Here is a 19,510-nt window from a genome sequence, read left to right as displayed (position 1 = left end):
CGATCAAGGATGTTACCGACTATATCGTGAAGTTTTACAACCAGGATCGACTGCATTCGACCCTGGGTTATCTACCGCCCAACCAGTATGAGCGGCAAATAGCCTGAGCTCCCACATTGCGGTGTCCGGAAAAAGTTGACCAGCTCACTCCTCCAATCGAGCCAGGCGCTCCTCCAGCGCCGCGATCCTCGCCTCCAGCGCCTCGATCCGCTCCGCCGACACGGCGCTGCTCGCCACCCGCTCCGGTCCCTGCTGGCGCGCCGCGAGGATCGCTTCGATTTCCTCCGGATCGCCCATCGCGTGGGTATAGCGATCCTCGCGCTGCCCGGCCTGGCGCGGCAGGTGCAGGGCGAAATCACGGGCGATCAGGCGCTCCAGCTGATGCAGCACCTCGTCGGTATCGCTGAACTCATGCATGCGCTGGCTGCGGGTCAGCAGTTCGTTGAGGGTCTGCGGCCCACGCAGGAACATCAGGCCCATCAGGATCAGCTGCGCCGGCACCAGTTCCAGGGCCTTGTCCACCCGCTGTTCCCAGCGGTCGGCGCGGCTGCCCATCTGCAGGCGCACCAGCCCCTGGCCTTCGAGGTTGCGCAGGCTCTGGCCGATCTGGCCCTGGGTCAGGTTCATCACCGGCTCACGGCTGGTCTTCTGGTTGCAGGCCAGCATCAGCGCGTTGAGGGTCAGCGGGTAGGTTTCCGGGTTGCTCGCCTGTTTCTCGATCAGCGAGCCGAGAATACGGACTTCGGCGGGGGTGAAGCGGGCAGTGGAAGTTTCGTGCTCGGCGGACATGGCCCTGTCTCGATACAAGGAAAGGGCCACTAGCCTAGGTGCGCAACGGGGGAAAACACAAGCGACCGATGGCCAGGGGCCGGCGGTCGCCAGGGCTCAGGCGCGGCTGAGGCGCCGTTCCTCGGCCTGGCAGGCCGCGGCGGTGAAGAGAACATCGGTGGACGAGTTCAGCGCGGTTTCCGCCGAGTCCTGCAGGACGCCGATGATGAAACCGACCGCCACCACCTGCATGGCGATTTCGCTGGGAATGCCGAACAGGCTGCAGGCCAGCGGGATCAGCAGCAGCGAACCCCCGGCCACGCCGGAAGCGCCACAGGCGCAGACCGCGGCGACCACACTGAGCAGCACGGCGGTCGGCAGGTCGACGGCGATGCCCAGGGTGTGCACGGCGGCCAGGGTCAGCACGGTGATGGTGATCGCCGCGCCGGCCATGTTGATGGTGGCGCCCAGCGGAATCGACACCGAGTAGGTGTCTTCGTGCAGGCCGAGCTTTTCGCTGAGGGCCAGGTTGACCGGGATGTTGGCCGCCGAGCTGCGGGTGAAGAACGCGGTGATGCCGCTTTCGCGCAGGCACAGCAGGGTCAGCGGGAAGGGGTTGCGGCGGATCTTCCACCAGACGATCAGCGGGTTCATCACCAGGGCGACGAACAGCATGCAGCCGATCAGTACCAGCAGCAGGTGCAGGTAGCCGAGCAGGGCGTCGAGGCCGGACTGCGCCAGGGTGGAAGCGACCAGGCCGAAGATGCCCAGCGGGGCAAAGCGGATCACCACGCGGACGATCAGGGTCACGCCGTTGGACAGGTCGTCGAGCACAGTGCGGGTGGTGTCGCCGGCATGGCGCACGGCGATGCCGAGGCCGATGGCCCAGGCCAGGATGCCGATGAAATTGCCTTCGATCAGCGCCTTGACCGGGTTGTCCACCACGCTCAGCAGCAGGCCCTGGAGCACTTCGCCGATGCCGCCCGGCGCGCTCATCTGCGCATCGCCGGTGCTCAGGACCAGTTCGGAAGGGAACAGCATGCTCGCCACCACCGCGACCACCGCCGCGCCGAAGGTGCCGAACAGGTACAGGACGAGGATCGGGCGGATATGGGTTTCCTGGCCGTGCTTGTGGTTGGCGATCGAGGCCATGACCAGGATGAACACCAGGATCGGCGCTACCGCCTTCAGCGCGCTGACGAACAGCTTGCCGACGAAGGCCAGGCTGGCCGCGGCCTGTGGCGCGACCAGGGCGAGGGCGATACCGGCCAGCAGGCCGATCAGGATTTGCAGCACCAGGCTGGTGCGGTTGAGCAGTTTCAGAACAGGGATCATGAGCGAGGGTTCTCGGTTTTTGTTCGAGGATTCATACGAACGGAGGTCGGTTTACCCAGGTAAACGAACGGCCCGGGCCAGCGTGTAGCCGGCCGGCGTGCGTACGAAAGGCTTCCGCGGCCATGGCCGTGCGGAAAAAAGGGCGGGACTTTAGCACAGCGCGGCGGCCACGACCCAGAACGTCCGTCCGATGGTTAGGTCGGCGTGGACGGCGCTGTTACCATGCGCGGCCGTTGCGAATCTGGAGTCTGGATGTTCTTGCCCATTCTGTTGCTGGCCGCGGCCGGCTTCACCGTCCTCACCACCGAGTTCCTGATCGTCGGCCTGTTGCCGGGGATCGCCCGCGACCTCGGCGTCAGCGTGCCCCAGGCCGGCCTGCTGGTGACGATGTTCGCCTTCACCGTGGCCTGCTTCGGTCCGTTCCTCACCGCCTGGTGCGCGCGCCTGGAGCGCAAGCGCCTGTTCGTCGGAGTGTTGCTGCTGTTCGCCGGCGCCAATGCCCTGGCCGCACTGGCGCCGAACTATGCGGTGATGGCCGTGGCGCGCCTGGTCCCGGCCCTCGGCCTGCCGGTGTTCTGGGCGCTGGCCAGCGAGACGGCGGTGGACATCGTCGGCCCGGCCTATGCCGGCCGGGCGATCAGCAAGATCAGCTTCGGTGTGGTCTGCGCCATGGTCTTCGGCATTCCCCTCGGCACCCTGCTCGGCGATGCCTGGGGCTGGCGCGCGGCCTTCGCCCTGCTGGCCCTGCTGGCGCTGGCCAAGGCGCTGCTGCTGTGGCGCTACCTGCCGCACACGCCGCGGCAGAGCCAGGCCATCTCGCTGCGCAGCCAGTTCGCCATTCTGCGCAGCCCGCTGCTGCAGGGCCACGTGCTGCTCTCGGTCCTGGTGTTCAGCGGCATGTTCACGGCCTACACCTACCTGGCCGACCTGCTGGAACGCCTGGCCGGTTTCGATGGCGAGCGGGTCGGCTGGTACCTGATGGGCTTCGGCGCGGTCGGCCTGATCGGCAACAGCCTCGGCGGCCGCGCGGTGGATCGCCATCCGCTGCTGGCCTCGGCGGGGTTCTGTGCGTTGCTGCTGGTCGCCCTGCTGCTGGTGGTGCCGCTGATCCAGTCGCCGCTCGGCCTGGTCCTGGCCCTGGCGCTGTGGGGTTGCACCCAGGCGGCGCTGTTCCTGGTCAGTCATGTCCGGGTGATCAAGGCGGCACCGACGGCGCCGGCGTTCGGCGCTTCGCTGAATGTTGCCGGTGGCAATCTCGGTATCGGTCTGGGGGCGGTGATCGGCGGGCGGGTGATCGAACAGCTCGGCCTGGCCAGTGTTGGCTATGTCGCCGCGCTGCTGATCGGTCTTTCCGTGGGCCTCGCGCTGTGGCTGAGCCGCTTCAGGCCAGCGGCCAGTTGAACAGTTCGCGTCGCGCGCCCTCGGTGATCGCGACGATGCCGGGGTGCTTGACCTTGCGCTCCACCGAGATGGCGTAGAACGACTCGGTGACCGCGTCGGTCTGCCCGATCAGCTCGACGTCGTACTGCCGGCAGACCTCCTCGGCGATCACGCTGGGCGCGATGAAGATGCCGCTGCCGGCCTTGCCGAAGGCTTGCATCAGCGCGCTGTCATCGAACTCGCCGACGATCCGCGGCTGCAGCTGCTGCTCGGCGAACCAGCGCAGCAGACGGTTGCGGACCATGGTTTCCTGACCCGGAATCAGCAGCGGTGCGTGCTGCAGGCAGGCGGGGAAGGGCAGCGGCTGGCCCGCGGCGAGCGCCGGGGTGGCGAGGAAGCTGATGCCGCATTCGCCGAGCTTCTGGCTGTAGCCCTTGATATCCAGGTGGCCGGGCATCGGGCTGTCGGAGATCACCAGGTCCAGGCGCTGGATCGCCAGGTCGGCGAGCAGGCGTTCCAGCTTGTCCTCGCGGCAACTGATACGCAGCGGCTCGGCCAGTTCCATGGTCGGTGCGATCAGGCGGTAGACGATGGATTTCGGCACCACATCGGCGACGCCGACGCGGAACAGCACCTGCTGCTCGTTGGGCTGGGCGCGCAGCATGGCCTCCAGCTCGCCGCCGATCTGGAACATCTGCTCGGCGTAGGACAGTGCCTGGCGCCCGGTTTCGGTCAGTTCCAGCTGGCGGCCGACGCGCTGGAACAGCTCGATGCCGTAGGTCTGTTCCAGCAGGCTGATCTGCCCACTGATGGTCTGCGGGGTCAGGTTCAGCTGTTCGCAGGCGCGCACGATACTGCCGGTCTTGGCCACGACCCAGAAGTAGTGCATCTGGCGGTAGTTGAGCATGCCGGGTCTCTATTCGGAAAAACCGAAGTATACCCGCTGAAAATACGAATTTTTCTGAAGTTTTCCACTCTCTAGAATGCTCCGTCATTGCGGCGCGACTTTTCCCACGCCAATCCGATTTCCAGTGAGGACAACATGCTCTACATCAAATCCATCGGTACCCCCCTGGTCCTGCTGCTCGCCCTGTTCACCATGAGCGGCTGCGAGCAGGCCGAAAAATCCGCCCAGCAGATGCTCAACCAGGCCGCCGAGTCGGCCAAGCAGGCCATCGACAAGACCAACGAAGCGGCCCAGCAGGCGCTGAGCGAGGCCGCCGGTTCGCAGAAAGCGGAAAAAGAAGACCCCAAGGAAGCTGACGGTCAGAAAATCTGACCTATTTTTTCACTACTCGACAAATCAGGACCTGATTCATGGAATACCTGCTGGAACTCGCTGCAAGCCCTACCGCCTGGGTCGCCCTGGCCACCCTGGTGGCCATGGAGATCGTCCTCGGTATCGACAACCTGATCTTCATCTCGATCCTGACCAACAAGCTGCCCGTGGAGTTTCGCTCCAAGGCTCGCCGCATCGGCATCAGCATGGCGCTGGTGATGCGCCTGGCGCTGCTCAGCACCGTGGCCTGGATCGTCCAGCTCACGGAGCCGGTGATCGACATCCTCGGCAAGAGCTTCTCGTGGAAGGACATGATCCTCATCGCCGGTGGTCTGTTCCTGCTGTGGAAAGCCACCAAGGAAATCCATGAAAGCGTGGACCCGCGTGCCAAGGAAGAATCCGCCGCGTCGTCTACCATTACCCTGGGTTTCGCGGCGGCCATTGGCCAGATCCTGCTGCTCGACATCGTCTTTTCCATCGACAGCATCATCACCGCGGTGGGCATGACCGAGCACCTGCCGATCATGATCATCGCCGTGATCAGTGCCGTGATCGTGATGCTGGTAGCGGCCGACCCGCTGGCCAAGTTCATCAATGACAACCCGACCGTGGTGATGCTGGCCCTGGGCTTCCTGATCATGATCGGCATGACCCTGATCGCCGAAGGCTTCGGTGCCCACGTACCGAAAGGCTATGTGTATGCGGCGATGGCGTTCTCCACCGCGATCGAGGTGCTGAACATCCTCTCGCGCAAGGCGCGGCAGCGCCGTGAGGTTGCCGAGGGCTGATCGAAAGGATTCTGTTGCGTGCTGTAGTTGGGGGCTCCGTGTGGAGCCCCCTTTTTTGTGCTCGATATTCTTGACGAACGCTCAGTGCGCGTTGGCGTGGCGGCGCCCCGCGCGCCGATGAACCGGCGCCGCGGCCTTGGCCTGCGGGTGCGGATCCTGGTGGTGCAGATGATGACGGCGGGCAATGCGCAGCACGCCCCAGAGCATGGCGGCGGCCACACTCAGCCAGGCGGCGATCAGCATGAAGATAGCCATGGTCAGGCTCATGGGTGCCTCCTTCTTCAGTACAGGCGGGACCTGCAACTCAGACACTCCTTCAGTCTATATGCTCGTTCATTTCAGGCTATTGACCGATGGTCCAGTGCTCAGAACGCTTTGTTCCAAGCCTGCGGCGGGCTATACCGATGCCGTCCGTCGGCCTATGATCGCCGCTCGAGGCCGGGCGCTGTCTGCCTGGCAACCGTTCAAGCGAGGACCCATGCCGATCCTTTGTGCAACACCGCGCCGCCTGCTGCTGGCCTGCCTGCTGGCCGCCAGCCTGGGCGGTTGCGCCAGCCAGCCGCCGGCCGAACTCAAGCAACTGCCGCAGCGTGTCGAACTCAGTGCGGTGCCGTTCTTCCGCGGCAATGCCAACCAGAGCGCGCCGATGGCGCTGGCGGCGATCCTCTCGCAGCAGGGCGTGCGCATCACCCCGGGCCTGCTGAACCTGCCGACGCAACCGGAAAAGCTCGCGGACGCGGTGCAGCTTTCGGCCCGCCAGTACGGCATGGTGGTGTACCCGCTGGATGGCAGCCTGTCGGCCCTGCTCGGCCAGGTGGCCGCGGGGTATCCGGTACTGCTGCGTTATCAGGAAGGTTCGGCGTTCTGGAGCGAGCCGCGCTATGCCCTGCTGGTCGGCTACGACCGCTACAAGCAGCGGGTGCTGCTGCGCGCCGGCAACAGTCGGCGGATGCTGATGGACTTCGACTCGTTCGAATCGGCGTGGCAGAAGGAAGGGGCGTGGGCGGTGCTGGTCCAGCAACCGAAGCAACTGCCGGCCCGGGTGGACCGCCAGCGCTGGCTCAAGGCGGCCAATGATCTGGCCCAGGCGGGCCAGGAACAGGCCGCGCGGCAGGCCGTCGACGCCATCGGGCGCTGACGGCCTGGCGCTGCTTACACGCCCAGGCGGTCGCGCAGGGAGTAGTACCAGGCGCCGAGGGCGCTGAACGGTACGCGGAGCATGTGGCCGCCCGGGAACGGGTAGTGTGGCAGGTCGGCGAAGGCGTCGAAGCGCTCGGCCTGGCCACGCAGGGCCTCGGCCAGGACCTTGCCGGCCAGGTGCGTGTAGGTCACGCCGTGGCCGCTGCAGCCCTGGGAGTAATAGATGTTGTCGCCGATCCGGCCGACCTGCGGCAGGCGCGACAGGGTCAGCAGGAAGTTGCCGGTCCAGGCGAAGTCGATCTTCACGTTCTTCAGCTGCGGGAAGGCCTTGAGCATCTTCGGACGGATGATCGCTTCGATGTTCGCCGGGTCACGGGCACCGTAGACCACGCCGCCGCCGAAGATCAGGCGCTTGTCGCTGGTCAGGCGGTAGTAGTCGAGCAGGTAGTTGCAGTCCTCGACGCAGTAGTCCTGCGGCAGCAGGGTGCGGGCCAGCTCTTCGCTCAGCGGTTCGGTGGTGATCACCTGGGTGCCGCAGGGCATCGACTTGGCCGCCAGCTCGGGGACCAGGCCGCCCAGGTAGGCGTTGCCGGCGACGATGATGAATTTGGCCCGCACGCGGCCGTTCGGGGTGTGCACCACCGGGTTGGCGCCGCGCTCGATGCGCACCGCCGGGGACTGTTCGTAGATCTTGCCACCCAGGGATTCCACCGCGGCGGCTTCGCCCAGGGCCAGGTTCAGCGGGTGGATATGACCGCCGCTCATGTCCAGCATGCCGCCGACATAGTTGTCGCAGGCCACCACTTCGCGGATGCGGTTCTTGTCCATCAGTTCCAGCTGGGTGTGGCCGAAGCGCTCCCAGAGGCGCTTCTGCGATTCCAGGTGGCCCATCTGCTTGCTGGTGAGGGCCGCGAACACGCCGCCGTCCTTGAGGTCGCACTGGATGTTGTACTTGGCCACGCGCTCGCGAATGATGCGTCCGCCTTCGAAGGCCATCTGGCCCAGCAGCTGCGCCTGGCGCGGGCCGACGGTGCGTTCGATGACGTCGATGTCGCGGCTGTAGCTGTTGACGATCTGGCCGCCGTTGCGGCCGGAGGCGCCGAAGCCGACCCGGGCGGCTTCCAGCACGGTCACGCTGAAGCCGTTCTCGAGCAGGAACAGGGCGCTGGACAGACCGGTGTAGCCGGCGCCGATGACGCAGACGTCGGCCTGCACTTCTTCCTGCAGGGCGGGGCGCGGTGGCACCGGATTGGCCGAGGCAGCGTAGTACGATTGTGGGTAGGCGATGGTGGCCATGCGCGGTGAACCTCTAATCTGTGACTTTGTCGTTGTGTGTTTTGTATTTTTTACGAATGCGCCAATCCTATCAATAATAATAAACACCTGCCAGCGGCCTGAGAGAAATCGGACGAAAGCCAGTGGGCAGGGCAAAATTTTTTATTATTCAGTGATTTAGCTGAAAAAATCAGTTGACACACTTTGTCGAATGCGTAGAATGCCGCCTCACAGCAGGCACATAGCTCAGTTGGTTAGAGCACCACCTTGACATGGTGGGGGTCGTTGGTTCGAGTCCAATTGTGCCTACCAAACAAAGTCCCGGGTTACCGGGCATGAAAAGGGCGACCCGAAAGGGTCGCCCTTTTTGCTTTGGCATTCCCCACCGGTGGAACGCTGTTTTCGACCCTGCCGGTCAGCGGATCGCGCACCTCTCCCCATCGCCTGTATCCCTGTGTATCTGGCCGCAGGCTTCCCACACTTCGCTTACAAACGCTTCTCCTCGCGGATACGTCCCGGATACATGCCACGGGTCAAATGAGCCTGCCTGAACGCAGCGGCCCACCGGCCCCGTTCCCTGGCTCCTTCGCCCCTGGGGGCGCCCCGCACAGAAATCCGGAGAAGCACCATGTCTCGTACCCCGTTGCCCACCAGCAAGACCCGTCTCGGCCTGCTCACCATCGCCCTGGTCGGCGGTATCAACATGACGTCCGCGGCCTTTGCCGTGGAAGCACTGCCGCAAGGCTACCAGCTCGCCTCGGCGGAAAAGGCCGGGGAGGGCAAGTGTGGTGAAGGCAAATGCGGTGCCGGCGGCGCCAAGGCCACCCAGGCCGAAGGCAAGTGCGGCGAGGGCAAGTGCGGCGACGCCTCCTTCGCCCGCACCGACAGCGACCATGATGGCCGTGTGTCCCGGGCCGAACTGCTGGCGGTGGCGCCCGGGGCGAATGCCGAGTTCGATGCGATCGACGCCAACCACGACGGCTTTCTCTCCGAGGCCGAGGTCTACCAGTTCCGCAAGCATCAGTTCGATGCCAACGGCAAGCCGTTCCCCAACGATCTGTACAGCAAGCTGAGTCAGGCCCGGAACTGAGCCGCGCCGATGTCCTCCCCGCGCCCTCGGCCGGGGAGGCCTCCGGCCTCAAGGAGAACAGCCATGAGTGCTTCACTTGCCTTGCAGGGCGCGGGGCTCGGCCTGCGTCGCGCGCTGCTGCCCGAATTGCTGGAGATGGACGCCGGCGCGGTGGATTTCCTCGAGTGCGCGCCGGACAACTGGATCGGCGTCGGCGGCGCCTATGGCGCACAGCTGGCCCGCCTGGCCGAGCGCTATCCGCTGGCCTGCCACGGCCTGTCGCTGTCCCTCGGCGGCCCCGCGCCGCTGGACCACGACTTTCTGCGGCGCATCGGCGCTTTTCTCGCGCGCTACCAGGTGCCGCTGTTCAGCGAACACCTGAGCTACTGCGCCGATGACGGGCATCTCTACGACCTGATTCCCATGCCCTTCACCGACGAAGGCGTGCGCCATGTCGCCGGGCGCATCCGCGAGGTGCAGGACGCCCTGGGCCGACGCATCGCCGTGGAAAACATTTCCTACTACGCGGCGCCGTACCAGGCGCTGAGCGAGATCGACTTCCTCTGCGCGGTCCTCGACGAGGCGGACTGCGACCTGCTGCTGGACGTCAACAACCTGGTGGTCAATGCCTGCAACCACGGCTATGACGCGGCGGCGTTCCTGGCTCGCGTACCGCCCGGGCGGGTGGCCTGCCTGCATGTGGCCGGTCACTACGAAGAAGCGCCGGACCTGAAGATCGATACCCACGGTGCCGCCGTGAAAGATCCGGTCTGGCAACTGCTGGCCAGCGTCTATCAGCAGGAGGGTGCGCTGCCCACCCTGCTGGAGCGCGACTTCAATTTCCCGCCACTCGCCGAGCTGCTGGGCGAAGTGCAGCACATTCGCGATCTGCAGGCCGCCACCCCGGCACTGGCGGTGCGCCATGGCTGAAACCCTGCGAGAACAGCAGTTGCGCATGAGCCGTTTCATTCGCGATCCGCAGGCCAACCCACCGCCACCCGGCCTTGAAGCGAGGCGGCTGGCGCTGTACCGGCAGTTGTTCCTCGGCAATGTGCAGGCGCTGCTGGCCGGGGGTTTCCCGGTGCTGCGTGCCAGCCTGGCGGATGACCGGTGGCAGGCGCTCATCGAAGACTTCTACGCCCGCCACCGCTGCCATACACCGCTGTTCACCGAAGTGGCCGGCGAGTGGGTCAGCTATCTGGAACAACGCCCGGACCTGCCTGGCTGGGTGGCCGAGCTGGCCCACTACGAATGGATCGAGACCGTGCTGCTGCTCAGCGATCGCAGCGAACCGGCCCACGACCCGCAGGGCGACCTGCTTGATGGCGTGCCGCTGCTGTCCAGCCTCGCCGTGCCGCTGGCCTATGCCTGGCCGGTCAGCCACCTGGGGCCCGATCAGATTCCGCCGCAGGCGCCTGCCGAGCCGACGTTGCTGTTGGCGCGTCGCGCAGGGGACCTGCGCGTTCACTTCTCGCGTCTCACGCCACTGGCCCATGCGCTGCTGGTATCGCTGCGCGACCAGCAACGCAGTGGACGCGAACACCTTGCCGCGCTGGCTGAACGGGTCGGGGTAGAAGTGGCAGCCCTCGAACCCCAGGGTCGCGCCTTGCTGCTCAGTCTCAAGGCACAAGGCGTGGTGTTGGGCACCCTGGTTGCCAGCGCAGAAGAAGGTGTATCGGCGCACGGCTAGCGAGCGTGCAGGGCAGGCAGGTTTTTCGCCCGCACACCCTGACAGGTGTGCGGGCTTTTCAGCTTGTTCTCAGCGCGGCGCGCGGCCGAACCGCTGGCGCAGCAGCGCATCCGCACTGAACGCCCCGGCCCCCTTCAGCAGCAGCGGCAGCAAGGCCACCAGGTAGATCAACGGCAGCTTGTAGTTGCCAAAGCCATGGTCGGTGATCGTGTAACCCTGGGCCAGCTCGCTCAAGGTCGACCATTGCGCCGGCCAGTGGACCGCGGCGATCGCAACCACGGTCAGCACGACCAGGGCGGCGCTCGCCAGGCGGGTACCCAGGCCGAGCAACAGCAGCAGCGGCGCGATCAGCTCGGCCCACATCGACACCTGCCAGTCGAAGCCTGGGGAAAAGTGGTTGAAGGGGAAGGGGAAGCTCGCGTGGATCTGTTCGAACCAGTTGTCGCCATGCCATTTCTCCAGGCCTGACTCGAAGAACTCCCAGGCCAGGAACAGTCGCAGCGGGATGTCCCAGCTCCAGGCCGCGAGGCGCTCGGGCAGGGGCAAGGTGGTCGTGATCGGATTCGGGGCAGACAGGCTCATGGTGACCTCATAGGCAAGGGCGTCAGCCGACGGCAAGGCCGGCTGGCGATTCGTGGAGGGAACGAAGTCCGCACGCGGCGCGCGGGAGGCCATGGTGTCAACGCTGCTTGTCCGGGATATGTCGGGAAGGGCGCGCCGTGTATCACTCTGTACGTGATCAGCGGCGTCATTCCTCGGCGAGGTTGGCGAGCCTCCGGCGATACTGGCTCGGGGTCGTGGCCATGATGCGTTTGAAGGCGGTGCTGAACGAACTTTCCGATTCGTAGCCCAGGGAGAAGGCGATGGTCGAGACATTCTCGCTCCCCGTGCGCAGACGGTTGGCGGCCAGCAGCATGCGCCAGCGTGCCAGGTAATCCATCGCGGTGGTGCCGACCAGCGCCTTGAAGCGCTGCGCGAACACCGTGCGCGATACGCCGGCGATACGCGCCAGCGCTTCCAGGGTCCATGGCCGTGCGGGCTCGGCATGCAGGGCGGCGATGGCCAGGCTGATCTGGCGGTCGGTCAGGGCCAGGAACCAGCCCTTCGGCAGTTCGCTGGCGCTGTGCAGATACAGGCGCAGCACCTGCACCAGCATCAGGTGGGCCAGGTGGGTGGACATCAACGCGCCACCGGGCTGTGGATTGCGCAGCTCGCAGGCCCACTGGTCCAGCGACCAGCGCAGGACCTGCGCCTGGCTGGAAGCCTCGGGAATGTTGATCACCGCTGGCAGCGCTTCGAACAGCACGGCGGCGTGGTCGCCGGCGAAGGAGAAGCGTCCGCTGATCAGAAACACCTCGCCACCGCCGTTGTGCACGGCAATCCCGTCGCGGCTGACCGCCTCGAGAATGTGCTCGCTGGCCGCGGCGGGCAGGCGCGGATCGGAGGAAAGAATGAAGCGGCGATCGCTGTTGAGCAGGAAGCAGTCGCCTTCATCGAAGCGGATCGGCTGCTCGAGATCCTCGGTGATGCCCCAGCAGGTGCCGCGCATGACCGCGGTGAACTTGATGCCCTTGTGGGCCGGGAAGTCGAAGGACCAGTCGCCCGCGGCATCGAAGCCGGCATAGAACTGGTTCTGCGGTTGCAGCAGCGATAGCACGTCCGACAAGGGGTCCATGGTGAAATCCGTACGATCGAAAAAGACCAGCGTACTTTAGGGCATGGGTCGTCCGGCGCTCAAGGCGTATCGTGGCGTCCGCGGTGGGTGATGAGGCCCGCCGGTCATGGGCACACGCAATCGGGAGTACACGCTATGAGCATGCCGAACAAGGTCTGGTTGATCACGGGGGCATCGTCCGGCTTCGGCCAGGCGCTGGCCGAGGCGGTCATCGCCAACGGCGATATCGCCGTGGTCACCGCGCGCAGGCTCGATCGCCTGCAGGCGCTCGCCAAAGGCCACGAAGACCGTGTGCTGCCACTGGCGCTGGACGTGACCGATGCCGGCGCCCGTCAGGCCGCAGTGGCCGAGACCCTGGCGCGCTTCGGCCGGATCGATGTGCTGGCCAACGTGGCCGGGCGCGGCGTGGCCGGTGCGTGCGAGGAGTTCAGCCTGGAACAGCTGCGCGAGCAGATGGAGCTGAATTTCTTCGCCGCCGCGGAAATGACCCGCGCCGTGCTGCCGCAAATGCGCAAGCAGGGCTCGGGCAACATCCTCACCGTCAGCAGCATCGCCGGCCTGGTGGCGATGAATGCCGCGGGTCCGTACTGTGCGGCCAAGTTCGCCATCGAGGGCTGGACCGAGGCGCTGGCCATCGAAGCCAGGCCGCTGGGTATCCACGTCACCCTGGTCGAACCGGGCGCGTTCCGTACCGAGTTCGCCGGCGACGTGAACATGCGTCCGCTGCAGCGCATCGACGCCTACCGCTCGATGGTGGAGCCGTTCGAGACCTACCTGCAGACCTCCGCCGGCAAGCAGATGGGCGATCCGGCCAAAGCCGCCCAGCGCATGCTCGAGGTGGTGGCCAGCGCAGCGCCGCCGGTCCGCCTGATGCTGGGGCGCGATGCCTACGCGATCTGGGAGGCGACGCTCGCCAGGCGCCAGGCAGACCTGGACAGCTGGCGCGGGCGTGGCGAGGACACCGCCTTCGACGGTGCCGAGCTGGTGGAAATCCAGCTGTAGCCGGTTGTCCTGAATCCATTTGCAGCGGGATGTCCGCCCGTCTGGCGGCGTCCGCTTCCTGTTTCCTTTTCACGAGAAATCATCATGAGCAAGATCTGGTTCATCACTGGCGCATCGTCCGGTTTCGGCAAGGCATTGGCCGAGCAGGTGCTGGCCCGGGGCGATCGCGCCGTCCTCACGGCACGGCGCCTGGACGCCCTGCAGGCGATCGCCGCACCCCATGGCGAACGTGCGCTGGCCGTGGCGCTGGACGTCACCGATGCTGACGCGCGCGCCGCAGCGCTGCAGACCGCCATCGAGGCGTTCGGTCATATCGACGTGCTGGCCAATATCGCGGGCGCGGGATCCTATGGCGCCCTGGAGGAGTACACCTCGGCGCAGATTCGCGCGCAGATGGAGCTGAACTTCTTCGCCGCCGCCGAGCTGTCGCGCGAAGTGCTGCCGCTGATGCGAGCCCGCCGCTCGGGGCATATCCTCAACCTGACCAGCATCGCGGGCCTGGTGGCGTTCCCGGCGTGCGGTCTGTACAACGCCTCCAAGTTCGCCCTGGAGGGCTTTACCGAAGCGCTGCACCACGAGGTCAAGCCGCTGGGTATCCGGGTGACGCTGATCGAGCCGGGGGCCTTCCGCACCGATTTCGCCGGTAGCGCGGCGATGAAGGCCGAACGCGAGATCGCCGACTATGCCGAGCTGAATGCTGGCATGACCGAGTACTTCGCGAGCCAGGATGGCCAGCAGATGGGCGATCCGGTCAAAGGGGCGCAGGTGATCGTCGACATGGTCGACAGCGCGGTCGCCCCGGTGCGCCTGCTGCTCGGCGAGGATGCCTACGAGCTCTGGGACAGTGCCGTCGCCTCGCGCAAGCAGGACTTTGCCCAATGGCAGGCGCGCGGCAAGGACACGGCGATTCCCGGTGCCGGGAAGAATCCGGTTCAGGCGCTCTGAGGGCTGCGTCGGGCACGGCAGGGCAGGGCGGCTTGTGCGTTTTCGCCGGCTGCCCGCCGCACGCCACCGTGGTTTTTGAAGTCGCTGATTTTTTTGCAGATTTTCTGCAAGACAAAGGTTGACAGCTGCGGCCAAGTGCGTAGAATGCCGCCCCACGACAGGCACATAGCTCAGTTGGTTAGAGCACCACCTTGACATGGTGGGGGTCGTTGGTTCGAGTCCAATTGTGCCTACCAAACATCGTGAAGAAGGGCGATCCGCAAGGATCGCCCTTTTTTCATTCCCGCCTTGCACGCCGTCTCCGATCCCGTCACGACGTAAAGTGACGTGGGCCATTTCGATAATGCACGTATCGAATGTTCCCCAGGAGGCTGTCTCGATGTTCCCCGACCACGCGCTATCGCCACGCCCAACCAACGGCTGGAGAAACCGCCCATGATGCACCAGGGTTGGCTGTTCCTTGCCCTGCAGGGGCTGATCCTGCTGGTGCTGGTGGTGCAGTACCTGCAAAGCAGCAAGCTGTGGCGGGTACTGGACCACTGGCAGGCCGTCACCGGCGAGCGCCAGCGGCGGACCTGGTGGCAGACCGAGGAAAACCGTGAGCTGAAGCTGGCGCTGCACGCTGAAAAGGCCCGTGCGGATCAGTTGCAGCACCTGCTGGATGAGTTGCAGGCACTGCAACCGTCAAGGCCGACCCCCGCTCAAGCCGGGTCGTAGGCCTTGGCCGCGCGGCGCAGGGTGTCGGCGATCTGCTCGCGCAGGGCCGCGGGCTCGCGGACCACGAAAGCATCGCCCAGGGACAGGATCCACCAGTGCAGTTGCCACGAGTTGGTGACCGTCGCGCTGAGCTGGAAGCCCTGTTCCAGTGGCTCCAGCAGCATGTCGGTGCTCAGCGGCGTTTCGCGGATCAAGCGCGCCTGACGCTCGCTGACCCAGGCCTGCAGACGAATCTTCTCCGGCGTGCCGAACTGCAGGGCGTCGCTCGCCAGGTACGCCTGCAATTCGAACGACTCCAGCCCCTGGCAAGACGAATCGAGCACCGTGGTGGTCCGGAAGCGATGTACCGCGAACTGGCGGACATCGGTATAGGGCTCGGCGGTGGCGATCAGGTAGGTGATCAGCCCGCGCTGGACGATGGCCAGCGGGTTGAGGGTCAGTTCACTCAGTTTGTCGAAGTGCGCCGAATAATACTGGCAGCGCACCTGGCGCTCGCTGATCAGCGCGTGCTGCAGCGCTTCCAGCTGCTCGGCCTGGATTTCCGGGGCGCGCAGGTTGAAGTCCGGGCGCACGCTGGCGACCTTGTCCGGCCAGCGCGCGGCCGGAGTGCCGTCGCCCAGGCCCTTGAGCTTGCGCCGGGCATGTTCGAAACGCGGTTCCAGCACGCTCAGCATGCTGCCGGGCAACAGCGGGCGCACGGCGTCCTCGACCAGGGCGAGGCTGACCGCTTCGGTCAGGGTGATCCCCTGCAGTTCGACGCTGACACCGGGCTTCCAGTACCAGCCGAATGGCGTGCCGCTGTCGTTGCACTGCAACGGGAAGACCAGCGACAGGTCGCGCAGGTCGCGCTCGACGCTGCGCCGGCTGATGTTGTAGCCCGCGCTGGTCAGGCGCGCCAGCAGTTCGGTCACGGTGATGCCGGGGGCGCGTTTGGGCAGCTGTTGCAGCAGTTCCCATTGTCGGTTCAACGCGCTGTGGGTCTTGGCGGAAGGCAAAAGAATCATCCTTGTTGAGAAAAGGCTGGCCTTTGGCTAGCAATAAAAGGCCCGCCAGCCTATCGGCGACGGACCGGCAATCTTTAGTGGGCCCACTGGCGAAAGCCGATGGGGCGTTGCCCCGCGCCGGGTTTCAGGTGGCATTCGGCGAGCAGCGCGGCGGCCAGTTCGTCGGCGCTGGTGAAGGGCCGGAAGCGTCCGCGCCGGGCCACCGCGGCGAAATCCCCCGGGGTCAGGCAGGCTTCGCCGCGCAGGCGACCGGCGGCGCGCTCCTGCGGATCCTTGAGAGCCAGCGCCTTGAGGTGGGCGTCGAACAGGGTGTGAACCTGCGCGGGCGTGAGGTAGCCGAAGTGCACCTTGAGGTCGAAGCGGCGCAGGGAAGCCTCATCCAGATCGACGATCAGGTTGGTCGAGGCAATGAACAGGCCCCGGTAGCTCTCCATCTGCGTGAGCATCTCGTTGACCGCGGTGACTTCCCAGCTCTGCCGGGCCTTGCGCCGGTCCTGGAGAAAGCTGTCGACTTCGTCGAGCAGGAGCACGGCGTCTTCCTGGCGCGCCCGTTCGAAGGTGTCCGCAAGGTTTTTCTCGGTGCTGCCCACGTAGGGCGACACCAGGTCGGATACCCGTTTCATCATCAGCGGCTTGTCCAGTTCCTGCGCCAGCCAGTGGCCGAACGCGGTCTTGCCGGTGCCCGGCGGGCCATAGAAGCACAGGCGCGCCTGCGGCCAGGCGCGCAATCCGTCCACCAGGCCGTCGAGGGCCAGGTCGGCATTGATCCACTGCGGCGAGTAGAACGTCGGCAGCATGGGTTCCTGGCTCGGCAGTTTTTCGAAACCCTGGGCTTTCAGCGTGCCGTCGACGATGCAGCGAATGGTGTGGTCCAGGCCCTTGCCGGCGCGTGGCGAGACGCTGCGCCCGACCCGCACGGCGCGTTCGAGCACGGCCGGGGTCATCTGTTCGTGGGCGCAGAGGTGTTCCACCAGTTCTTCGCCCAGGCGGTCGCCACTGCATTCGCGCAGCATCTGCCGGCGCTGCGCCAGCGGCGGGTTCGGCACCTCGATGACCAGGTCGAAGCGGCGCACGTGGGCGGCGTCGATCGCCTCGATGCTGTTGCTCAGCCAGAAGCACGGCAGGCTGTTCTCCTCCAGCATGCGGTTGATCCAGCCCTTCTGCGAGCGGCTGCCGGCCTCGCTGCTGGCGCTGTGGAAGATGTCTTCGATCTCGTCGAGCACCAGCAGGGCGCGTTGCGAGTGCAGTACGCTGTTGGCCGCGCGCAGGGAGCAGAGGCGCTGCCTGGCCAGGACCGGATCGCCCTGGCGGTCGGTGCAGGCCACTTCATACAGCGCGCAGCCGAGCTTCTTCGCCAGCAGCCGGCTCAGTTGCGTCTTGCCCGTGCCGGGCGGCCCGTAGAGCAGGATGTTCACGCCCTGGCGGCCCTGGCCGAGGGATTTGTCCAGGTAGCGTTCGGCGATGGCCAGGGGCTGGCGGAGATGCCCGTAGTGCTCCGCGCCCAGGCTGCCGGGCGGGCTCGGGCGAAAGGCGTAGGCGAACAGGTCCAGCGGCCGGCCCTTGCTGAAGCGCAGCAGGCCGGGCAGCTCCGGGTTGCTCACCGACAGCATCGAACTCAGGGCCATGGCCGCGCGACTGCTGGTGCAGAGTTCCAGCAGGCCGGCGCGCATCAGCGCACTGGCATGCCCGAGGCAGGCCTCGACCTTGGCCAGCGGCAGGCCGAGCAGGACCGAAAGCGCTTTCATCGCCCGATTGAGGCCGAGCATGCCCAGCTGGTCCGTGGCATCGCTGAGGGTCGGGTCGCAGTGCATCAGCACACAGAAGCCGAGTATCTGCAGCTCCGCCTCGCTCAGGCCGAGCAGGGTTCCCAGGGCTTCGAGGTTGTTGCCCAGGTTGTCCGGGTATTCCGCCTGCGCGTGTGCGCTGGCGAAGGATCGGGCGTTGCGGCGCAGTGCCGCCAGTGCCTGGGCGGCACTGTAGTCGTCGCCGTCCACCCATTTTTCCAGGCCCAGTTCACGGCCCAGGTCATCGTCGTTCAGGCCGTGGCGGCAGATGAAGGTGCGATGTCCGCCCAGGTCCAGAAGCAGCTGGTAGCTCCACTTCAGGGACAGTGGGCAAGTGTCGACAGCGCGGTGGCTGCCATGGGCGAAGGGGCTGATGCGACGACCCATACCGGTCTCCTCGAGGTTGTGCGGCGCACAGGATGAGGGAGGGGGTGGTCAGGATGTGTCGTCGACAGCGGGCGGGTGCTGCGCGATGAACGAAAAAGGGCGGCCCCTGCGGGTCGCCCTTTTTCCTTCGCCTCGGACTTCAGTCAGGGAATGCGAATGATCTCCACACCGCTCTGCACCAGCTCGAAGCGGTCTTCGCCCAGGTGATTGACCCGGTCGCCGATCGCCAGGCGGTAAGTGGTGATCGGCAATGAGGCGGCGCTTCCATCGGCCTGCAGGGTGGCTTCCTGAAACTCATGCACGGGATAGATGCGTCCTTCAGCGTCCCGCGCATGAAATTGCCCGACCAGTACTGCTGTCATTTTCGTTCAAGGCCTCTGAAAAAATAGTCTTCGTCGTCCATAGACCATAGCCGCCAGGGGTAAGTTTTACGGGCCCCGGAAAAAAACCTCACGGCTGGGGGGCATCATCTATAACTACCAATTCCCTTATTCGTACAGGTGCATGTGTCATGAGCCAGGTCTATTCGGTCGCGGTGCTGGTCGGCAGTCTGCGCAAGGCGTCCCTCAATCGTAAGGTCGCCCAGGCGCTCGCCGAGCTGGCACCGTCGAGCCTCCAGCTGAAGATCGTCGAGATCGGCGACCTGCCGCTGTACAACGAAGACATCGACAGCGATCCGCCGGCGGCCTATAAGGCCTTCCGCGAGCAGGTAAAAGGCAGCGATGCGCTGCTGTTCGTCACCCCGGAATACAACCGTTCGGTGCCGGGCGGGCTGAAGAATGCCATCGACGTGGGATCGCGTCCCTACGGGCAAAGCGTATTCAGCGGCAAGCCGGGGGCGGTGATCAGCGTGTCGCCGGGTGCGGTGGGCGGTTTTGGCGCCAATCACCATCTGCGCCAGTCGCTGGTGTTCCTCGACGTGCCCTGCATGCAGCAGCCGGAGGCCTATGTGGGCGGGGCGGGGAGTCTGTTCGACGAGCAGGGCCGGCTGTCGGAGAAGACGCGGCCGTTCCTGCAGGGGTTCATCGACAGCTTTGCGACGTGGGTGGCGAGGCATCAGGGGTAAAGGATCCGGGACCGCTTTGCGGTCCTTCGCGAGCAAGCTCGCCACACAAGATCGAGCGCGACTTGTGGGAGATTCTATGGCCGGAGGCAATTTTTTGCCGATGGCCTTTTCTGCCCTTCCCATTTTCCAAAGACGTGAGCTGTCGCACCTGTGAGGGCGCTCCCAGGTGTAAGACTGTCTTAAAGATTTAATCGCTGTGAGCTGCG

At 65.6% G+C, this 19,510-nt stretch carries 22 protein-coding genes and 2 tRNA genes; 14 read left to right on the top strand and 10 right to left on the bottom strand.

Going from position 1 to position 19,510, the window contains the following annotated elements; translation table 11 throughout:
* Positions 1 to 107: IS3 family transposase (locus tag RTI28_RS29805; protein ID WP_316923819.1), on the top strand; the 107-nt coding region annotated here is incomplete at its 5' end.
* A gap of 37 nt (positions 108 to 144) precedes the next feature.
* Here the strand turns inward: RTI28_RS29805 and RTI28_RS29800 are convergent.
* Positions 145 to 789 carry a YceH family protein gene (locus RTI28_RS29800; protein ID WP_316923818.1) on the bottom strand — a complete coding sequence of 215 codons (645 nt, stop codon included), beginning with the start codon at positions 787 to 789 and terminating at the stop codon, positions 145 to 147.
* Positions 790 to 885: 96 nt separating this feature from the next.
* Positions 886 to 2,103, bottom strand: coding sequence for a serine/threonine transporter SstT (gene sstT / locus RTI28_RS29795; protein ID WP_316923817.1), 1,218 nt, complete (start codon positions 2,101 to 2,103; stop codon positions 886 to 888).
* 252 nt (positions 2,104 to 2,355) lie between these two features.
* Here sstT and RTI28_RS29790 point away from each other — a divergent pair, with 252 nt between their 5' ends.
* Positions 2,356 to 3,504 (top strand): MFS transporter, encoded by a 1,149-nt coding sequence (locus RTI28_RS29790; protein WP_316923816.1) that lies wholly within the window; start codon positions 2,356 to 2,358, stop codon positions 3,502 to 3,504.
* On the opposite strand, the gene nhaR is transcribed toward RTI28_RS29790, so the two are convergent.
* On the bottom strand, positions 3,485 to 4,390 hold the full coding sequence (nhaR, locus tag RTI28_RS29785) for a transcriptional activator NhaR (protein ID WP_042125216.1): 906 nt from the start codon (positions 4,388 to 4,390) through the stop codon (positions 3,485 to 3,487). The genes RTI28_RS29790 and nhaR overlap by 20 nt on opposite strands.
* A 135-nt stretch (positions 4,391 to 4,525) precedes the next feature.
* Between nhaR and RTI28_RS29780 the strand changes: the two genes are divergently transcribed.
* Positions 4,526 to 4,762, top strand: a complete 237-nt coding sequence (locus RTI28_RS29780; protein ID WP_316923815.1) for a hypothetical protein — start codon at positions 4,526 to 4,528, stop codon at positions 4,760 to 4,762.
* Positions 4,763 to 4,800: 38 nt separating this feature from the next.
* Complete coding sequence (locus RTI28_RS29775) at positions 4,801 to 5,550, top strand: TerC family protein (protein ID WP_316923814.1); 750 nt, start codon at positions 4,801 to 4,803, stop codon at positions 5,548 to 5,550.
* 81 nt (positions 5,551 to 5,631) lie between these two features.
* Here the strand turns inward: RTI28_RS29775 and RTI28_RS29770 are convergent, their stop codons facing one another.
* The gene (locus RTI28_RS29770; RefSeq protein WP_316923813.1) at positions 5,632 to 5,817 is read right to left on the bottom strand and encodes a hypothetical protein; all 186 of its coding nucleotides are present in this window, start codon (positions 5,815 to 5,817) and stop codon (positions 5,632 to 5,634) included.
* A gap of 154 nt (positions 5,818 to 5,971) precedes the next feature.
* Here RTI28_RS29770 and RTI28_RS29765 point away from each other — a divergent pair, with 154 nt between their 5' ends.
* Entirely contained in the window at positions 5,972 to 6,688 is a 717-nt protein-coding gene (locus RTI28_RS29765; RefSeq protein WP_316923812.1) for a peptidase C39 family protein, read from the top strand.
* Positions 6,689 to 6,702: 14 nt separating this feature from the next.
* Here the strand turns inward: RTI28_RS29765 and RTI28_RS29760 are convergent, their stop codons facing one another.
* Positions 6,703 to 7,986 (bottom strand): FAD-binding oxidoreductase, encoded by a 1,284-nt coding sequence (locus tag RTI28_RS29760; RefSeq protein ID WP_316923811.1) that lies wholly within the window; start codon positions 7,984 to 7,986, stop codon positions 6,703 to 6,705.
* 214 nt (positions 7,987 to 8,200) lie between these two features.
* On the opposite strand from RTI28_RS29760, the gene RTI28_RS29755 reads away from it, so the two are divergent.
* The 4 genes from RTI28_RS29755 to RTI28_RS29740 all read left to right on the top strand — a co-directional run bounded on the left by RTI28_RS29755 (position 8,201) and on the right by RTI28_RS29740 (position 10,724).
* Positions 8,201 to 8,277, top strand: a tRNA-Val gene (locus RTI28_RS29755).
* A gap of 316 nt (positions 8,278 to 8,593) precedes the next feature.
* Complete coding sequence (locus tag RTI28_RS29750; protein ID WP_316923810.1) at positions 8,594 to 9,055, top strand: hypothetical protein; 462 nt, start codon at positions 8,594 to 8,596, stop codon at positions 9,053 to 9,055.
* A 63-nt stretch (positions 9,056 to 9,118) separates the two neighbouring features.
* Complete coding sequence (locus RTI28_RS29745; protein WP_316923809.1) at positions 9,119 to 9,964, top strand: DUF692 domain-containing protein; 846 nt, start codon at positions 9,119 to 9,121, stop codon at positions 9,962 to 9,964.
* Positions 9,957 to 10,724, top strand: coding sequence for a DUF2063 domain-containing protein (locus RTI28_RS29740; protein WP_316923808.1), 768 nt, complete (start codon positions 9,957 to 9,959; stop codon positions 10,722 to 10,724). Before RTI28_RS29745 ends, RTI28_RS29740 begins: the two co-directional genes overlap by 8 nt.
* 69 nt (positions 10,725 to 10,793) lie before the next feature.
* Here RTI28_RS29740 and RTI28_RS29735 read toward each other — a convergent pair whose 3' ends face one another.
* Positions 10,794 to 11,306: a DoxX family protein gene (locus RTI28_RS29735; RefSeq protein WP_316923807.1), complete on the bottom strand. Its 513-nt coding sequence runs from the start codon at positions 11,304 to 11,306 to the stop codon at positions 10,794 to 10,796.
* Positions 11,307 to 11,472: 166 nt separating this feature from the next.
* Entirely contained in the window at positions 11,473 to 12,399 is a 927-nt protein-coding gene (locus RTI28_RS29730) for an AraC family transcriptional regulator (RefSeq protein WP_316923806.1), read from the bottom strand.
* Between the two features lie 135 nt (positions 12,400 to 12,534).
* On the opposite strand from RTI28_RS29730, the gene RTI28_RS29725 reads away from it, so the two are divergent.
* The 4 genes from RTI28_RS29725 to RTI28_RS29710 all read left to right on the top strand — a co-directional run bounded on the left by RTI28_RS29725 (position 12,535) and on the right by RTI28_RS29710 (position 15,063).
* Positions 12,535 to 13,401, top strand: coding sequence for an oxidoreductase (locus RTI28_RS29725; protein ID WP_316923805.1), 867 nt, complete (start codon positions 12,535 to 12,537; stop codon positions 13,399 to 13,401).
* Between the two features lie 84 nt (positions 13,402 to 13,485).
* Complete coding sequence (locus tag RTI28_RS29720; RefSeq protein ID WP_316923804.1) at positions 13,486 to 14,346, top strand: oxidoreductase; 861 nt, start codon at positions 13,486 to 13,488, stop codon at positions 14,344 to 14,346.
* A 159-nt stretch (positions 14,347 to 14,505) separates the two neighbouring features.
* A tRNA-Val gene (locus RTI28_RS29715) sits at positions 14,506 to 14,582 on the top strand.
* 199 nt (positions 14,583 to 14,781) lie between these two features.
* A complete protein-coding gene (locus RTI28_RS29710) occupies positions 14,782 to 15,063 on the top strand; it encodes a hypothetical protein (protein ID WP_316923803.1) in 282 nt (93 codons plus the stop codon).
* On the opposite strand, the gene RTI28_RS29705 is transcribed toward RTI28_RS29710, so the two are convergent.
* From RTI28_RS29705 to RTI28_RS29695, 3 genes are all read right to left on the bottom strand, one after another.
* Entirely contained in the window at positions 15,048 to 16,058 is a 1,011-nt protein-coding gene (locus tag RTI28_RS29705) for a WYL domain-containing protein (protein WP_316923802.1), read from the bottom strand. The two genes, RTI28_RS29710 and RTI28_RS29705, sit on opposite strands and share 16 nt — an antisense overlap.
* A gap of 83 nt (positions 16,059 to 16,141) precedes the next feature.
* Positions 16,142 to 18,238: an AAA family ATPase gene (locus RTI28_RS29700; RefSeq protein ID WP_316923801.1), complete on the bottom strand. Its 2,097-nt coding sequence runs from the start codon at positions 18,236 to 18,238 to the stop codon at positions 16,142 to 16,144.
* A gap of 143 nt (positions 18,239 to 18,381) precedes the next feature.
* Positions 18,382 to 18,600: a hypothetical protein gene (locus RTI28_RS29695; protein ID WP_258610191.1), complete on the bottom strand. Its 219-nt coding sequence runs from the start codon at positions 18,598 to 18,600 to the stop codon at positions 18,382 to 18,384.
* Between the two features lie 149 nt (positions 18,601 to 18,749).
* Here RTI28_RS29695 and RTI28_RS29690 point away from each other — a divergent pair, with 149 nt between their 5' ends.
* Complete coding sequence (locus RTI28_RS29690) at positions 18,750 to 19,304, top strand: NADPH-dependent FMN reductase (RefSeq protein ID WP_042128303.1); 555 nt, start codon at positions 18,750 to 18,752, stop codon at positions 19,302 to 19,304.
* Positions 19,305 to 19,510: the final 206 nt, after the last annotated feature.

Source organism: Pseudomonas sp. zfem002, assembly GCF_032621685.1.
In the GTDB taxonomy this organism is placed as follows: Bacteria; Pseudomonadota; Gammaproteobacteria; order Pseudomonadales; family Pseudomonadaceae; genus Aquipseudomonas; species Aquipseudomonas japonica.
Note: the sequence above shows the minus strand (reverse complement) of the source record. Positions and strands in the feature narration are given on the sequence as shown.

Excerpts from the sequence above, each read along its gene's own strand:
- RTI28_RS29800 (WP_316923818.1), bottom strand. The coding sequence starts at position 789 with ATGTCCGCCGAGCACGAAACTTCCACTGCCCGCTTCACCCCCGCCGAA.
- sstT (WP_316923817.1), bottom strand. The coding sequence starts at position 2,103 with ATGATCCCTGTTCTGAAACTGCTCAACCGCACCAGCCTGGTGCTGCAA.
- RTI28_RS29790 (WP_316923816.1), top strand. The coding sequence starts at position 2,356 with ATGTTCTTGCCCATTCTGTTGCTGGCCGCGGCCGGCTTCACCGTCCTC.
- nhaR (WP_042125216.1), bottom strand. The coding sequence starts at position 4,390 with ATGCTCAACTACCGCCAGATGCACTACTTCTGGGTCGTGGCCAAGACC.
- RTI28_RS29780 (WP_316923815.1), top strand. The coding sequence starts at position 4,526 with ATGCTCTACATCAAATCCATCGGTACCCCCCTGGTCCTGCTGCTCGCC.
- RTI28_RS29775 (WP_316923814.1), top strand. The coding sequence starts at position 4,801 with ATGGAATACCTGCTGGAACTCGCTGCAAGCCCTACCGCCTGGGTCGCC.
- RTI28_RS29770 (WP_316923813.1), bottom strand. The coding sequence starts at position 5,817 with ATGAGCCTGACCATGGCTATCTTCATGCTGATCGCCGCCTGGCTGAGT.
- RTI28_RS29765 (WP_316923812.1), top strand. The coding sequence starts at position 5,972 with ATGATCGCCGCTCGAGGCCGGGCGCTGTCTGCCTGGCAACCGTTCAAG.
- RTI28_RS29760 (WP_316923811.1), bottom strand. The coding sequence starts at position 7,986 with ATGGCCACCATCGCCTACCCACAATCGTACTACGCTGCCTCGGCCAAT.
- RTI28_RS29750 (WP_316923810.1), top strand. The coding sequence starts at position 8,594 with ATGTCTCGTACCCCGTTGCCCACCAGCAAGACCCGTCTCGGCCTGCTC.
- RTI28_RS29745 (WP_316923809.1), top strand. The coding sequence starts at position 9,119 with ATGAGTGCTTCACTTGCCTTGCAGGGCGCGGGGCTCGGCCTGCGTCGC.
- RTI28_RS29740 (WP_316923808.1), top strand. The coding sequence starts at position 9,957 with ATGGCTGAAACCCTGCGAGAACAGCAGTTGCGCATGAGCCGTTTCATT.
- RTI28_RS29735 (WP_316923807.1), bottom strand. The coding sequence starts at position 11,306 with ATGAGCCTGTCTGCCCCGAATCCGATCACGACCACCTTGCCCCTGCCC.
- RTI28_RS29730 (WP_316923806.1), bottom strand. The coding sequence starts at position 12,399 with ATGGACCCCTTGTCGGACGTGCTATCGCTGCTGCAACCGCAGAACCAG.
- RTI28_RS29725 (WP_316923805.1), top strand. The coding sequence starts at position 12,535 with ATGAGCATGCCGAACAAGGTCTGGTTGATCACGGGGGCATCGTCCGGC.
- RTI28_RS29720 (WP_316923804.1), top strand. The coding sequence starts at position 13,486 with ATGAGCAAGATCTGGTTCATCACTGGCGCATCGTCCGGTTTCGGCAAG.
- RTI28_RS29710 (WP_316923803.1), top strand. The coding sequence starts at position 14,782 with ATGATGCACCAGGGTTGGCTGTTCCTTGCCCTGCAGGGGCTGATCCTG.
- RTI28_RS29700 (WP_316923801.1), bottom strand. The coding sequence starts at position 18,238 with ATGGGTCGTCGCATCAGCCCCTTCGCCCATGGCAGCCACCGCGCTGTC.
- RTI28_RS29695 (WP_258610191.1), bottom strand. The coding sequence starts at position 18,600 with ATGACAGCAGTACTGGTCGGGCAATTTCATGCGCGGGACGCTGAAGGA.
- RTI28_RS29690 (WP_042128303.1), top strand. The coding sequence starts at position 18,750 with ATGAGCCAGGTCTATTCGGTCGCGGTGCTGGTCGGCAGTCTGCGCAAG.